The organism is Phreatobacter sp. AB_2022a, from assembly GCF_026847585.1.
Classification (GTDB): Bacteria; Pseudomonadota; Alphaproteobacteria; order Rhizobiales; family Phreatobacteraceae; genus Phreatobacter.
In genome coordinates, this window is sequence record NZ_JAPSET010000015.1 from 1 (window position 1) to 14,498 (window position 14,498).

13 protein-coding genes are annotated in these 14,498 nt (G+C 69.8%); 4 read left to right on the forward strand and 9 right to left on the reverse strand.

Annotated elements, in window-relative coordinates:
• Positions 1–319 precede the first annotated feature (319 nt).
• Positions 320–1,027, forward strand: coding sequence for a phosphate signaling complex protein PhoU (gene phoU, locus OZ671_RS12700; protein WP_038307675.1), 708 nt, complete (start codon positions 320–322; stop codon positions 1,025–1,027).
• A gap of 19 nt (positions 1,028–1,046) precedes the next feature.
• Complete coding sequence (gene phoB, locus OZ671_RS12705) at positions 1,047–1,748, forward strand: phosphate regulon transcriptional regulator PhoB (protein WP_038307673.1); 702 nt, start codon at positions 1,047–1,049, stop codon at positions 1,746–1,748.
• A 77-nt stretch (positions 1,749–1,825) separates the two neighbouring features.
• On the opposite strand, the gene OZ671_RS12710 is transcribed toward phoB, so the two are convergent.
• The 5 genes from OZ671_RS12710 to OZ671_RS12730 all read right to left on the reverse strand — a co-directional run bounded on the left by OZ671_RS12710 (position 1,826) and on the right by OZ671_RS12730 (position 8,987).
• The gene (locus tag OZ671_RS12710) at positions 1,826–3,103 is read right to left on the reverse strand and encodes a flavin-containing monooxygenase (protein WP_268861092.1); all 1,278 of its coding nucleotides are present in this window, start codon (positions 3,101–3,103) and stop codon (positions 1,826–1,828) included.
• A complete protein-coding gene (locus tag OZ671_RS12715; protein WP_268861093.1) occupies positions 3,100–4,041 on the reverse strand; it encodes an SDR family oxidoreductase in 942 nt (313 codons plus the stop codon). The genes OZ671_RS12710 and OZ671_RS12715 overlap by 4 nt, the downstream gene beginning before the upstream one ends.
• Positions 4,038–4,991, reverse strand: a complete 954-nt coding sequence (locus OZ671_RS12720) for a bile acid:sodium symporter family protein (RefSeq protein ID WP_268861094.1) — start codon at positions 4,989–4,991, stop codon at positions 4,038–4,040. Before OZ671_RS12720 ends, OZ671_RS12715 begins: the two co-directional genes overlap by 4 nt.
• Before the next feature lie 134 nt (positions 4,992–5,125).
• The gene (locus OZ671_RS12725) at positions 5,126–6,940 is read right to left on the reverse strand and encodes an ABC-F family ATP-binding cassette domain-containing protein (RefSeq protein ID WP_268861095.1); all 1,815 of its coding nucleotides are present in this window, start codon (positions 6,938–6,940) and stop codon (positions 5,126–5,128) included.
• Between the two features lie 70 nt (positions 6,941–7,010).
• Positions 7,011–8,987 carry a methyl-accepting chemotaxis protein gene (locus OZ671_RS12730; protein ID WP_268861096.1) on the reverse strand — a complete coding sequence of 659 codons (1,977 nt, stop codon included), beginning with the start codon at positions 8,985–8,987 and terminating at the stop codon, positions 7,011–7,013.
• Positions 8,988–9,177: 190 nt separating this feature from the next.
• On the opposite strand from OZ671_RS12730, the gene OZ671_RS12735 reads away from it, so the two are divergent.
• Positions 9,178–9,771, forward strand: coding sequence for an NAD(P)H-dependent oxidoreductase (locus OZ671_RS12735; RefSeq protein WP_038307669.1), 594 nt, complete (start codon positions 9,178–9,180; stop codon positions 9,769–9,771).
• Positions 9,772–9,781: 10 nt separating this feature from the next.
• Here OZ671_RS12735 and OZ671_RS12740 read toward each other — a convergent pair whose 3' ends face one another.
• Positions 9,782–10,687, reverse strand: a complete 906-nt coding sequence (locus OZ671_RS12740) for a LysR family transcriptional regulator (protein ID WP_268861097.1) — start codon at positions 10,685–10,687, stop codon at positions 9,782–9,784.
• A 102-nt stretch (positions 10,688–10,789) separates the two neighbouring features.
• Here OZ671_RS12740 and OZ671_RS12745 point away from each other — a divergent pair, with 102 nt between their 5' ends.
• The gene (locus OZ671_RS12745) at positions 10,790–11,797 is read left to right on the forward strand and encodes a zinc-dependent alcohol dehydrogenase family protein (RefSeq protein ID WP_268861098.1); all 1,008 of its coding nucleotides are present in this window, start codon (positions 10,790–10,792) and stop codon (positions 11,795–11,797) included.
• Between the two features lie 29 nt (positions 11,798–11,826).
• Here OZ671_RS12745 and OZ671_RS12750 read toward each other — a convergent pair whose 3' ends face one another.
• The 3 genes from OZ671_RS12750 to pgeF all read right to left on the reverse strand — a co-directional run bounded on the left by OZ671_RS12750 (position 11,827) and on the right by pgeF (position 14,477).
• Complete coding sequence (locus tag OZ671_RS12750; RefSeq protein WP_038307666.1) at positions 11,827–12,780, reverse strand: ribose-phosphate pyrophosphokinase; 954 nt, start codon at positions 12,778–12,780, stop codon at positions 11,827–11,829.
• Positions 12,781–12,889: 109 nt separating this feature from the next.
• Entirely contained in the window at positions 12,890–13,585 is a 696-nt protein-coding gene (locus OZ671_RS12755) for a hypothetical protein (RefSeq protein ID WP_268861099.1), read from the reverse strand.
• 124 nt (positions 13,586–13,709) lie between these two features.
• On the reverse strand, positions 13,710–14,477 hold the full coding sequence (gene pgeF / locus OZ671_RS12760; RefSeq protein WP_268861100.1) for a peptidoglycan editing factor PgeF: 768 nt from the start codon (positions 14,475–14,477) through the stop codon (positions 13,710–13,712).
• Positions 14,478–14,498 lie beyond the last annotated feature (21 nt).

Sequence of the window (14,498 nt, forward strand, 5' to 3'; positions counted from 1 at the left end):
GCGCGCCCTCCCCGGGGCGCCGGGAGACCGCCGAGCCGGCCGCGCGGGCCGCGGGGGGCCGGGCCCCGCCGCAGCCGGCCCGCCGCATGCCGCCGGCGGCGGAGTGACCGCCGTGCCGGCCGGGCCATCCGCGGCCCGGCGAGTGCCGCCGGCGGCGGAACTTGCCGATGTGACGGCGGAATGTCTTGTCGCATCCCTTACAAGCGCTTGAATGCTTGGCTTTTTCATCGTCATTGATGTGTCACGTCGCAAGCATAGAACCGTCGTCATACACGGGTAGGGAAAAGCCCCTTTTCCCGAGCCCGCCCAGGAGACCTGCATGACCGAGCATATCGTCAGCGCATTCGAGAACGAGCTGAAGGGCTTGGCGCAACGCGTCGCCGAAATGGGCGGGCTGACCGAGAAGCAGATCGTCGGCGCCATCGACGCCTTGATTCGCGGCGACGTGGCGCTGGCCTCGACGGTGCGCGCCGCCGATCCGGCGATCGATGCCATGCAGCGCGAGATCGAGGAGGCCGGCATCCTGGTGATCGCCAAGCGCCAGCCGATGGCCATCGACCTGCGCGAGATCGTCGCCGCGCTGCGCATCGCGGCCGATCTCGAGCGGATCGCCGATCTCGCCAAGAACATCGCCAAGCGGGTCATCGCGATCAACGGCTCGCTGCCGCTGCCGAAGGTCACCGGCGGTTTCGATGCCATGGCCCGCCTCGCGCTGGAGCGCATCAAGGAGGTGCTCGACGCCTTCGCCCAGCGCGACGTCGCGGCCGCGCTGGAGGTCTGGAAGTCGGACGGCGATATCGACGCGCTCTACAATTCGCTGTTCCGCGAGCTGCTGACCTACATGCTCGAGGATCCGCGCAATATCGGCGCCTGCACCCACCTCCTGTTCTGCGCCAAGAACCTCGAGCGGATCGGCGACCACGCAACCAACATCGCCGAGACGATCTACTACGTGGTCAACGGTACGACGCTCGCCGAGGAGCGGCCGAAGCTCGACACCACGTCGATCGTCTCGGCCGGCTCCTGACCAACAAGGGACTGAACTCATGACCGCACGCATCATGGTGGTCGAAGACGAAGAACCGATCACCGTCCTGCTCCGCTACAATCTCGAAGCCGAAGGCTATCGCGTCGAAACCGTGATGCGGGGCGACGAGGCGGAGGTGCGGCTGCGCGAGGCGGTCCCCGATCTGATGCTGCTCGACTGGATGCTGCCGGGCCTGTCCGGCATCGAGCTGTGCCGGCGCATCCGGCTGCGCGCCGAGACCGAGCGGCTGCCGGTGATCATGCTCACCGCCCGCGGCGAGGAGGGCGAGCGCGTGCGCGGCCTGGCTACCGGCGCCGACGACTATGTGGTCAAGCCGTTCTCGGTGCCTGAGCTGCTGGCGCGCATCCGCGCGCTGCTGCGCCGGGCCAAGCCGGAACATCTCTCCAGCCTGTTGAAGTCGGGCGATATCGAGCTCGACCGCGAGACCCGCCGGGTGCATCGGTCGGGTCGCGAGATCACGCTCGGGCCGACCGAGTTCCGCCTGCTCGAATTCCTCATGCAGTCGCCGGGCCGCGTCTATACCCGCGAGCAGCTGCTCGACGGTGTCTGGGGCCGCGACGTCTATATCGACGAGCGCACGGTGGACGTGCATATCGGCCGCCTGCGCAAGGCGGTGAAGCGCGGCCGCGAGGCCGATCCGATTCGCACCGTGCGCGGCTCGGGCTACGCCTTCAACGAGCGCTTCGCCGGGGCGGCGTAGGCCCGCGCCCGGGAGCGCGAGCCTCGAACCACGGCCGGCCTCGATGCCGTTGGCGTCGGTCCGGACGCGATCCGGCCTCAGCTCAGCCGTTCGATCGCCCGGCCCAGAACGCGCTTGTAGTCCACGAAATCGATGAAGATGCCGTGCGGACCGGCATCGGCCGGCCGCGGCCCGGCGCAATGCCGGCCGATTTCGCGGCGGAAGGCTGCCGCACGCACCGGCCGGTCGCGCCGCGCCGTCAGATAGCTCGCCACCGCCCGTGCCTGCAGGTCGCGCCCGGGCCAGCCGATGCCGCCGCCCTCGATCATGCCGACGACGAAGAGGTTGTTGTCCGCCGGCGGAAAGATGTTGAGATAGAGGTGCGGGGCGGGGGCCTGCCAGTTCAGCTCGCTCTTCAGCGCGGCCTCGTCCAGGAACGGGAAGGTGATCCGGTAGCCGGTCGCGAACAGCACGAGATCGACCTCGTCGGCGCGGCCGTCGGTGAAGATGACGCGATCGTCGTCGAGCCGGGCGAGCGGCGGCCTCAGGCCGATATCGCCCTGGCCGAGATGCTGCAGCACCAGCGTGTTGACGATTGGCGTGCGGTCATACAGCCGGTGCGCCGGGCGCGGCAGGCCGTAGCGTTCCGGCGGGCCCACGACGAAACCGAGCACGGCCTCGTGCACGATCGAGCGGAGGCGTCGGGGCAGAACGAAGCGGGCCTTGTGATTGGCCTCGTCGGCGGGCCTGCCGCGGAGGAATTTCGGGGTGAAATGATTGCCGCCGCGCACCGACCACAGGACCTTGGCTGCGCGGTGCACCGCATCGACGGCCAGATCGCAGCCGGTATTGCCCATGCCGACGATCAGCACGCGCCGGTCGGCGAAGATGTCGGGGCTCTTGTAGGTCTTGGCATGCATGAGGTCGCCGGTGAAGGTGCCGGGCACGGCCGGCAGTTCCGGGTCGCTCAGATGGCCGTTGGCGATCACGACGCCGGCATAGGTCTCGCTCGTCCCGTCGTCGAAGGTCGCCTGCCAGCGGCCGTCCTCCTGGGCGAGCCGGGTCACGGCACGGTTGAAGCGGATCGACGGGTAGAGGTCGAAATGGCCGGCGAAGGCCTTGAGGTAGTCGAAGACCTGGGTGTGGTGCGGATAGGCCGGCCAGTCGGCCGGCATCGGATAGTCGGCGAAGGCCGTGGTGGTCTTGGACGAAATGAGATGGGTGGTCTGATAGATGCTGCTCGACGGCGCGCCGTAGAGCCACTGGCCGCCGACATCGAGATTGCACTCGACCACCTGGAAGGGCAGTCCCGTCTCCTTGAACACCCGCGCGGTGGCAAGTCCCGACGGGCCGGCGCCGATGATGAGATAGGTCATGCCGCGGCCCTCGCCTGCCAGTAGCGATCGAAGGTCTCGGCCGCCGACAGGGTCGGCCGGTAGCCGAACCGGGTCTTCAGCCGATCATTGGCGAGCACCGGCCGGTACTGCAGGAAATTGACCTGCGCCGGGCCGAGCGTCGTCAGGCCGAGCCGGTTCGCGAGCCCGAGTGCCAGGCGCATCAGCCCGGGGGGAACGGCGAGGTAGGGCTTGCCGATCCGCCTGGCGATCTCGGCAAGCGTCAGCGTGCCGTCGCCGGCCAGATTGTAGATGCCGGGCGGGCTTTCCGCCGCGCAGGCGCGGCCGAGGGCCGCCACCACATCGGTCTCGCTGACGAGGCTGAAGGGCGTCGCGCTGCCGGCAAGGCCGATCACCACGGGCCGCTCGAAAATGGCGGTGATCTGGTTGGCGACGCCCGGGCCCAGCACGGTGCAGGGGCGGAACACGACCTGTTCGAGGTCCGGATGGGCCAGCCGCGCGGCGGCGAGCAGTTCCTCGACCTGCCGCTTGTGCCGGGAATAGGGGAAATCCTCGTTGCCGCGCAGCGGGCTGTCCTCGGTGAGCGGAACGGCATTGTCGGCATGATAGCCATAGGCAGCGCCGCTCGAGGTCACCACCAGGCGGCGCGCGCCGGCGGCGAGGCATGCCGCCACGACATGACCGGTGCCGACGACGTCGATCTCGCGGTCGCGCGCGGCATCGCCGCCGGCGGCGACCACCGATGCCAGATGCACCACGACGCGCGGGCGGGCCGCGGCGATCCGGTCGGCGAGCGCGGGATCGCGAATGTCGGCCTGCTCGTAGCGGATGCCGGGGACCGGGGCGGCGGGCGCCCGGATGTCGAGCCCGACGACCGGTTCGCCGCCGCCGGCAAGCTGCCGCACCAGGGCAGCGCCGATGAAGCCAGCTGCGCCCGTGACCAGGATGCCCGTGTTCATTCCGCCGCCGCCCTGCGGTCGCGGCGGGTCCAGAAGGCGGCGAGGGCCCAGCCGGAAACGATGTGCCAGACCCCCCAGCCGGCGGCGATCAGGGCGGCACCGCCCAGGGCGTCGAACTGGTTGAGAATCAGGGCAAGGCCCAAGCCGGAATTGTGCATGCTCACCTCGATGGCCATCGCGCGGGTATCGTAGTCGCTGAGGCGCCACAGGCGCGCCGACAGCCAGCCGATGCCGACCGCGATGGTGTTGTGCAGAATCACCAGGGGAATGATGTCGCTGATGAAGGTGAGGAAATAACGGCCGTTGGCGACGCTCGCCGCAACGATGAAACCGACGAGGAAGACGAAGGACGCGATCTGGAACGGCCGGCGCAGCCGTTCGGCCAGCCGGGGCCAGCGGTGCACGGTGATCATGCCGGCGATCAGCGGCACGCCGATGAGCAGGGCGGTCGTGCCCAGAAAGCCGGCGGGCTCGATGCTGACCTGGCGCAGCAGCGCGGCGGTCGAGGGGTTGAGGCTGGCCCAGATCAGGATGTTGAGCGGTGTCGTCACGACCGCCAGCATGTTGGAAATGCCGGTCATCGAGATCGACAGCGCGGTGTTGCCGCGGGCGAGATGCGTCATCAGGTTGGAGATGTTGCCGCCCGGGCAGGCCGCGACGATGATCATGCCGAGCGCGACGCTCGGCTGGGGCTTCAGGATCATCGTGATGGCATAGGTGACCGCCGGCAGGACCAGGGTCTGGGCGATAAGGCCGGTCATGGGCGCGAGCGGCCGCGAAAAGACGTCGACGAAATCCCTCAGCCTGAGCTCCAGCGCGACGCCGAACATGATCAGAGCCAGGATGCCGTTCAGAACCAGTTGGCCGGTCGGGTCGATGGCGATGAGAACGCTGTCGATACCGGAAGTGGCGAGGCCAGATCCCGCGCCGGCCGCGTGTGCGACGTCCATTCGCGCCCCCCGCAGGCGGCGGCTCCGACCCGCGCGGGCCCCCCGGCCCGCCATCAAACCCCTGCTCCAGCGAGCATCGCAAGTTCGTCAGCCGGCTTCAAGCCGGCTCCGCCCCGCCTGGCCGGCGGGGAGGGTCAGCCCTCCAGGCTTTCCTTCAGGAGTTCGAGCTCCAGCCAGCGCTCCTCGGCCGCGCTGAGCTCGGCCTCGGCCTTGGCGAGCGCGGCGGACGCCTTGTCGAAGGCCGCCCGGTCGCGGCTGTAGAGCCCGTGGTCGGCCAGGATCGCCTGCAGCTTGGCGATGTCGCGGCCAAGCGCTTCCATGCGTGCGGGCAGCGCGTCGAGATCATGCTTCTCGCGGAAGGACAGCTTGCGCTTCGGCGCCTCGCGCACCGCCTCGGCGCGCGGCGCCGCGCCGTCGGCCGCCCGTTTCGCGGGTTTGTCCAGGCCGCGCGCTGCAATGCCCGCGCCGCGCTGGGCGACCATGTCGGAATAGCCGCCGGCATATTCGACCCAGCGGCCGTCGCCCTCGCTGACCAGCACCGAGGTGCAGATCCGGTCGAGGAAGTCGCGGTCGTGCGAGACCAGGATCACCGTGCCCGGAAAGTCGGTGAGCATCTCCTGCAGGAGGTCGAGGGTTTCCAGGTCGAGGTCGTTGGTCGGTTCGTCCAGGACCAGCAGGTTGGCGGGGCTTGCCAGGGCGCGCGCCAGCAGGAGCCGGCCGCGCTCGCCGCCGGAGAGCACGCCCACCGGCGTCCCCTTCTGTTCGGGCGTGAACAGGAAGTCCTTCATGTAGCCGATGACGTGACGGTTCTCGCCATTGACGGTGACATAGTCGCCGCGGCCGAGCGTCAGGGCGTCCATCAGCGGCGTCGTCGGGTCGAGGGCCTCACGCTTCTGGTCGAGCGTGACCATCGCAAGGTTGGTGCCGAGCTTGATGCTGCCGGCATCCGGCTCGAGCGTGCCGGTGAGGAGACCGACCAGTGTCGTCTTGCCCGCGCCGTTCGGGCCGACAATGCCCAGCCGGTCGCCGCGCAGGATGCGGATGGTGAGGTCGTCGACGATGCGGCGTGGGCCGTAGGCCTTGGCAATGCCATGGGCCTCGACCACGCGCTTGCCCGACAGCTCGGCCTCCGAAATGGTCATGGAGACGTTGCCGACGGCCTTGCGGTGCTCGCGAAAGTCCTTGCGCAGGCTCTGCAGCTGGCCGAGCCGGCGGACATTGCGCTTGCGCCGGGCCGAGACGCCGTAGCGCAGCCAGTGCTCCTCGCGGGCGATCTGCCGGTCCAGCTTGTGCTGGTCCTTTTCCTCCTGCTCCAGCACCTCGTCGCGCCAGGCCTCGAAATGGGCAAAACCCTTGTCGAGCCGGCGGGTCACGCCGCGGTCGAGCCAGACGGTGGCGCGCGACAGGTTTTCCAGGAAGCGGCGGTCATGGCTGATCATCACCACCGCCGAGCTGGTCGCGCCGATCGCCCGTTCCAGCCATTCGATGGCCGGCAGGTCCAGATGGTTGGTCGGCTCGTCCAGGATCAGGATGTCGGGCGAGGGGGCCAGCGCGCGCGCGAGCGCAGCCCGCTTGGCTTCGCCGCCCGACAGGGCTGTCGTCGCCTCCTCGCCGGTCAGGCCGAGCTCGTTCAGGAGGTAGCGCGCCCGATAGGGGTCGTCGCCCGGGCCAAGGCCCGCCTCGACATAGGCCAGCGTCGTGGCGGCGCCCGAGAGGTCGGGTTCCTGCGGCAGGTAGCGGATCGTCGCGCTCGGCTGGGCGAAACGGCTGCCGCCGTCGGCCTCGACAAGGCCGGCGGCGATCTTCAGGAGCGTCGACTTGCCGGAACCGTTGCGGCCGACCAGCGCCAGCCGGTCGCCGGCCTCGACGGACAGGGCTGCGCTGACCAGAAGCGGCGTGCCGCCGAAGGTCAGGCGGATGTCCTGCAATTGCAAAAGGGGAGGAGCCATGGGCCCGCCTTTAGCATTGTCGGGCGATGAGCGCATCCGCCTCCTTGCCGTTCCCGTCGCCGGAGGCCGTTCAGGCTGCGGCCACCTCGTTCAGGAAGCCGTCGACCGAGCGCGACAGGCGCTCGCCGGCGCGGCTCAGCGCGTCGGAGGCGGTCAGCACATGGGTCGACTGGGCGGAGGTTTCGGCGATCACGCCCTTCACATCGGCGACGTTGCGCGACAAGGCCTGGGTGCCGGTGGCCGCGCGCTGGATGGTGCGGGCGATCTCGGCGGTCGCAGCGTCCTGTTCGGTGATGGCGGTGGCAACGGTCGCCGTCACCGCGGTGATCTCGCCCATCGTACCGGTGATCGCCTTGATCGCGGCCACCGCGCCGACCGTCGAGGCCTGGATGCCGGCGATCTGCGCGGCGATGTCGTCGGTGGCGCGGGCGGTCTGGCTGGCAAGGCTCTTCACCTCCGCCGCGACCACGGCAAAGCCCTTGCCGGCCGAGCCTGCACGCGCCGCCTCGATCGTCGCATTGAGCGCCAGAAGATTGGTCTGCGCCGCGATGGCGCGGATCAGCGCCACCACGTCGCCGATCCGGCCGGCGGCTTCCGTCAGCCGGTTGACCTCGTCATTGGTGCGGCTGGCGATCGCGCCGGCCTCGCCGACGATCGCCTGGGCCTTGGTCACCTGGCTCGCAACGCCCCGGATCGAGGCGGCGAGCTCCTCGGCGGCGGCGGCGACCGTCTCGACATTGCCCGACGTCGCCTCCGAGGCCGCGGCGGCCGAAGCCGAGCGGTCGCCGGCTTCATGGGCGATGGCGTTCAGCGAGCGGGCCGTGGTCTCCATCTGCCGGGTGTTGCTGCCCAGGACAGTGACGACCTCGGCCATTTCGGCGCGGAAACGCTGGAACAGGTCGTCGACTCGCGCCTGGCGCGCGGCCCGCACGGCGTCTTCATCGCGCGCGGCTTCCAGGCGCAGGCGCTCGACGGCGCCGTCGCGGAACACCATGACGGCGCGGCCCATCTCGCCGAGCTCGTCGCGGCGGCCCGCCTCGGGGACGTCGACGGCGGTCTCGCCGCCGGCAAGACGCGACATGGTGGCGGTGAGCGCGCGGATCGCCCGGATGAGGCCGGTGCCGAAGATCAGCGCGAGAGCGGCGAGCAGCAGGGTGACGGCAATGCTGGCGCCGACGGTCGCGAAAAGCGCGGTCGCGGCGGTCGCCTCGATCCGCTGCTGGGCCTCGCCCTGTTTCGCGCCGGCGCGTTCGATCAGCGCCTCGATGCCGGCGGTCGCCGCCGACACGGTGCGCCCGGCTTCGGCATGGAGCCGGGCGCGCTCCTGTACCGTCTCGGCCCAGGCATGAAAGCCGCGGACATAACCCGTCAGCATATCCTTCATCCGAGCCTGGGCCGGTGCCGGCAGCTCGTTGTCGGCGAGCAGCGCCTCGAACTCCGCAACGCCCTTGCGGAAGCGCTCGATCTCCTCGGCGTTCAGCCGCAGCATGAAGTCCTTTTCGGTGCGCCGCAGCCGCAGCATGGCGATCTGGAAATTGCGGGTGTCGGCACAGCAGACCGAGGCGAGCTGCTGCAGCGTGCTTTCGACGCCGTGGATGGCGCGCCGCAATTCGCCGTTGAGGCCGGTTTGCGGATCGCGCCCCATCCTGTCCTGGACCGCGCCGAGCCGGGCGTGGATGTCGGCGACCATGCCTGGCGCGGCGAGGCCCGCCTTCAGCGTATCGGCGGCGAAAATGCCTGCGAGGGGTGAAGCGGCGATGGCCGCGGCCTCGCGGTCGGCCTTCGCCTTGAGCGCATCGAAGGCCGCGGCCGTCTCGGCTTCCGTCGTCACGGCGAGATCGATGGTCGAGCCCATAGCGCGCACCGCTCCGCGCAGATCGTAGGCGCGGCGCACGAGGTCGTTGGCGGCCGTGAGCTCCGCGATGGCGGCGCCGGTGCGCTGGGCCGACCACCAGGACAGGCCGGTGAGCCCGATCAGTCCGGCGATCGGAATGACGGCGAGGACGAGGATGCGGGAGCGAACCGAGAGGGTGGGGAACTGCGGCATGACAGGGTCTGCGACGGCCTTGTGGAAAGCACCGGCAAACTCGGCGAGCGAGTTGAAGCAAGGGTTAAACTTAGCCGGTGAGCCACAGCGAAATTTTTTGACAATTCGATAGGCGGCTCAATAGTTTAGTTTGTCGTTCGGGATGTCTTCCGCAGGATGTTTCGACCGCCGACGCGGGAGTCTGGAGGATATGCGTTTCCTCATCGTCTATTGCCATCCATGTCCGGAGAGCTTCGGCGCGGCTCTGCGCGACACGGCGCTGGCCGCGCTCGCCCGCGGCGGCCACGAAACGCGCGTGCTCGATCTCTACGGCATGGGCTTCGACCCGGTCATGAGTGCCGAGGAGCGGCGCGGCTATCATACCGCTGGCGTCAATGAGCAGCCGGTTGCCGATCACCTCGCGGCGCTGCGCTGGTGCGAGGCGCTGCTCTTCGTCTATCCCACCTGGTGGTATGGCCTGCCGGCCATGCTCAAGGGCTGGCTCGATCGGGTCTGGGTGCCGCATGCGACCTTCGGCATGCCGCAGGGCCGCAAGCCGATCGGCCGGGTCCTCACCCAGATCCGCTTCATCGGCGCGGTCTCGACGCTCGGGGCGCCCTGGTGGTGGTGGCGCCTTGTCATGTCGGAGCCGGGCCGGCGGACCCTCATGCGCGGGCTGAAGCCGCTGGTGCATCCGCGGGCGAAAACGCTCTGGCTTGCCCTGCATCGCATGGACAATGCCTCGGACGAGGACCGCCGGCGCTTTCTCGCCAAGGTCGAGACGGCTCTCGGCCGCTTGCGTTGAGCGGCACGGGTCAGGCGGCCGGGGGCCGCGGCGCGAGCACAGCGGCCAGCCGGTCGCCGAGGGCCTCGACGACGCTGTCGAGCCTGCCGAGATGCGGCGCGCTGACCAGCGCTATGTCGAAGGCGAAACGGGCCTCGGGCGCGTCGACGACCTTCAGCCGATTGCGCCTGGCATAGGGCGCGAGGCGGCGTGCGGGCACGAGGCCGAGCCCGAGATTCTGTCCGATAAGCGCCGTCTGCAGCTCCAGGCCCTGGATCTCCGCGGCCAGGCGCACCGCGCGGCCGGCGCCGGACAGCGCGCTGGCCAGCACGTGGCGGGCGTCGCAGGGCAGGGGGCTCAGCACCCAGTCGTTGTCGCCGAGTTCGGCAAGACCGGGGCGGCGCGACAGGTGCGCGCCGCTGCCGGCGACGACGCGCATGTCCTCCTGCGCAACCTTGCGGACATGAAGGCCGGCCAGGCGTTCGGACAGGCCGGCCGCTCCGAGCACGACCGCGGCATCGAGCCGCCCGGCCTGGACCTGGTCGCGCAGGTCATGGGCCCAGCCGCCGACGAAGCGCAGCGCGACTTTGGGAAAGCGGCCGCGGATCATCTGCACCGCGTCGATGATCACCTCGCAGGAGAGCGCGGTGGCCGCGCCGATGCGCAGCACGCCCTGCGGCTCGGCATCGGCCGAGGCGCTCGCCTTCAGATCTCCCACCGCGCCGAGGATGGCCCGGCAGCGGTCGAGCGCGGCGAGACCGGCCGGCGTCAGGCGCGGCGGCTTCGACCGGCGGTCGAGCAGGACGGTGCCGAGCTCCGCCTCCAGGCGCTGGATCTGGCGCGTCACCGCCGGCTGGGTCAGCGGCAGGCGCTCGGCCGTCAGCTGGATCGAGCCGGTTTCCGCCAGCAGGACGAAGGCCCGCATCTCGCTCAACATTATGCTTCTCCAGCATGATCATTCTGAAGATAATGAATTTGAAAGCATAGGGCGCACCAGGGCAGAACTCAAACCCGTTGAACGCAGCCCAGGGAGTTCTCCATGCGCGTCATGGCCATCGAAGATTACGGCATCGAACATCTGCGCCTTGGCGAGCGGCCGGTGCCCGAGCCGCGGCGCGGCGAAGTGGTCGTCAGGCTGCGCGCGGCGGCCTTGAACTACCGCGACCTGGAAATCGTCAGGGGCACCTATCACACGCGGTTCGAACTGCCCCTGGTGCCGCTGTCGGACGGGGTCGGCGAAGTGGTGGCGGTCGGCGACGAGGTCCGGCGCGTCAAGGCCGGCGACCGGGTTGCCGGCACCTTCTGGCAGTGCTGGACCGGCGGCGACTTCGATCCGTCGGCGCAGGCGCAGCAGCTCGGCGGTCCGCTCGACGGCATGCTCGGCGAATATGTCAGGCTCGATGCCGAAGGCCTGGTGGTGCTGCCGGATGCGATCGGCGACGAGGAGGCCGCGACACTGCCCTGCGCGGCCGTCACCGCCTGGCAGGCGCTGGTCACCGAAGGGCGGATGAAGGCCGGCGACAGCGTGCTGGTGCTGGGGACCGGCGGGGTTTCGATCTTCGCCCTCCAGTTCGCGGCGATGAGCGGTGCCCATGTCGTCGCGACCTCGAGCAGCGATGCCAAGCTCGATCGGGCGAAGGCGCTCGGCGCGGCAGCGACGGTCAACTACCGCACGCATCCGGACTGGGCGGCGGAGGTGCTGCGCCTGACCGGCGGGCGCGGCGTCGACCATGTCGTGGAAGTGGGCGGGCCGGGCAGCTTCGCGCAATCGCTGAGGGCGATCCGGCCGGGCGGCCAGATCAACGTCATCGGCTATGTCGGCGGCGCCGAGGGCCTGATCAATCCGCTCGACATCTTCCGGCGGCGTGCCACCGTCCGGGGCATACCGGTCGGCTCACGCCAGTCCTTCGACGCCCTGCTGCGTGCGCTCACCGTGAGCGGCGCGCGCCCGGTGATCGATCGCGTCTTCGCCTGGACAGAGGCGCGGGAGGCGCTGCAGCACCTCGCCTCCGGCCGTCATGTCGGCAAGGTCGTGCTGCGGTTCTGAGGCGCGGGCGGGGGGGCCGTCCGGCGGGTTCAATCCTCGAACAGGCTCGACACGCTCTCTTCGGTCGCGGTGCGGGCAATGGCCTCGCCGATCAGGCTGGCGACGGAAAGGGTGCGGATGTTGCGGGCGACGCGCACCGCCTCGGTCGGCAGGATCGAGTCGGTGATCACCAGTTCCTTCAGCTTGGAGCCGGTGATGCGGGCCACCGCGCCGCCCGACAGGACGCCGTGGGTGATATAGGCAGAGACGTCCTTGGCGCCGCGCGCCAGCAGCGCGTCGGCGGCATTGACCAGCGTGCCGCCGGAATCGACGATGTCGTCGACGAGGATGCAGCTCTTGCCCTCGACATCGCCGATGACGTTCATCACCTCGCTCTCGCCGGGGCGCTCGCGGCGCTTGTCGACGATCGACAGCGGCGCGTCGATGCGCTTGGCCAGCGCACGGGCGCGCACCACGCCGCCGACGTCGGGCGAGACGACCATGACATGGGAGAGGTCCTGCCGCTCCTTGATGTCGCGGGCGAGCAGCGGCGCGGCGAAGAGGTTGTCGGTCGGAATGTCGAAGAAGCCCTGGATCTGCCCGGCATGCAGGTCGAGGGTCATGACGCGGTCGGCGCCGGCCCGGGTGATCAGGTTGGCGACGAGCTTGGCCGAGATCGGCGTGCGCGAGCCGGAGCGGCGGTCCTGGCGGGCATAACCGAAATAGGGGATCACCGCGGTGATGCGCTTGGCCGACGAGCGGCGCAGGGCATCGCAGATGATCAGCACCTCCATGAGGTGGTCGTTGGCCGGGAAGGACGTGGACTGGACAATATAGACGTCCTCGCCGCGGACATTTTCCTGGATTTCGACGAAAATCTCCATATCGGCGAAGCGCCGGACCGAAGCCCGGGTCAGCGGCGTCTCGAGATAGGCACCGATCGCCTCGGCGAGCGGACGATTGGAATTGCCGGAAACGATCTTGATCCCGGATTTTCTCGACATAACGCTGGTCCCGCTGGCTCTCGGCTGCGCGGACCTCATAGCAATCGGCTTATCCCACGACAATGGCGTAAGCGCGCGAGATCAACAGGGTGTGACGTGGAAATGACAGTCAGCGCGGCGGTTCGGCCGGAATCAGGGGGCCGCCGGTGCCGTCCGTCGACTGCGGCGGGGCGCCGGCCGGTGCCGCCTGCGGCGAGGCAAAGCTCATGACCTGCGACGAGCCGGCGCCCGTCGTGCTGGCGGCGACAACCGGCCGGGAAATGGCGGCCGGAGCGGCCGGCGGTGTTGCCGGGGCGGGTTCCGCGGCCGTCGTGGCGACCGCGGCAGCCGTCTGGGGTGCGCCTTGCGGCGTCGCCAGCCAGGTGGCGATCTGCTCCATGCTGCGGCTGGCGATCCGGCCGGCCGCAGCGTCGTCGACGCCGGCCCAGGGATCGCGGCCATGGGCCTCGATGCGTTCCTCGCCCGAAATGCGCGTCGAACGGCGCCGTTCCGGATCGAAAACGTCCCAGACGTAGGAAACCGTGGCGCCATTGCCGGCGCGCGCCGTCGCCATGTATCCCCGCACCCGGTAGCGGGCGCCGGACCGATCGGCGACCACCTGGATCTGGCGCGCCTCGGCCTCGCCGGCGAGGCGGCCCGCAAGGCGCTGGTTGACGGCCTGGGGGGCGCCGTCGATGGCCTCGAAGGCGATCGCACCGCGCGGCGGCGGGCTGCCAGCCATGGGGCCGTCGGTTCCGACACAGGCCGCGAGCGCCAAGGGCGTGACGAGAACGGCGATGCGGGGGACGACCAAGCTGCGGGCCATGGCACTTCTCCTGATGCCGACAGGGATAGCCGACCGGTCGGGTCCGGTCCAGGCGCCGTTCACCCTTTGCTAACCATATTGGTTAACAGGCCGTCGGCCGCGCCTCCGGGCAAGGGTCGGCGGATCAGCCGGCCAGCGCGATGGCGGCGATATGGCGGCCGTAGTCGGGCTCGCGGCGATGCGTCGAACGCCGGTACGAGAAGAACCGATCGGGATCCGAATAGGTGTCGAGGCCGAGATCGTCGATCGTGCCGATGCCGGCAAGCGTCAGCCGGTGGCCGATGAAGCCGGGCAGGTCGAACTGGGCGTGTTCGGGCCGCCCCGGGGCGAAGAAGCGGGCATAGCCCGGGTCCGCGGCCAGGAACTGGTCGATGAAGGACTGCGAGACCTCGTAGCTCGGCTGGCGGATCAGCGGGCCGACGGCGGCGGTGATCCGGCCGCGGTCGGCGCCGAGCTGTTCCATGGCCGCGATCGTCGCTTCCAGGACGCCGCCGAGCGCGCCCTTCCAGCCGGCATGGGCGGCGCCGACGACACGGGCTTCGGCATCGGCGAACAGGACCGGACCGCAATCGGCGGCGGCGACGCCGCAGGCGATGCCGGGTATTTTCGTCACCACCGCGTCGGCGCGCGGCCGTTCGCCGCCGTCATGCGGGCCGTCGGCGACGATGACGGTGGGCGAATGGATCTGGAAGCAGGAAATCAGGGCATTCTCGGCAACCCCGAGCACCTCGGTCATCCGGCGCCTGTTCTCGCGGACATTGTCCGGGTCGTCGCCGGACCCGAAGCCGGCATTGAGCGAGCCGTAGATGCCCGACGACACCCCGCCATCGCGGGTGAAGAAGGCGTGGCGAAGGCCGGAAATGCCGGCAAGAGCGGGCGAGGTCACATGCATGGGCCAGACCAAATCCGCTTC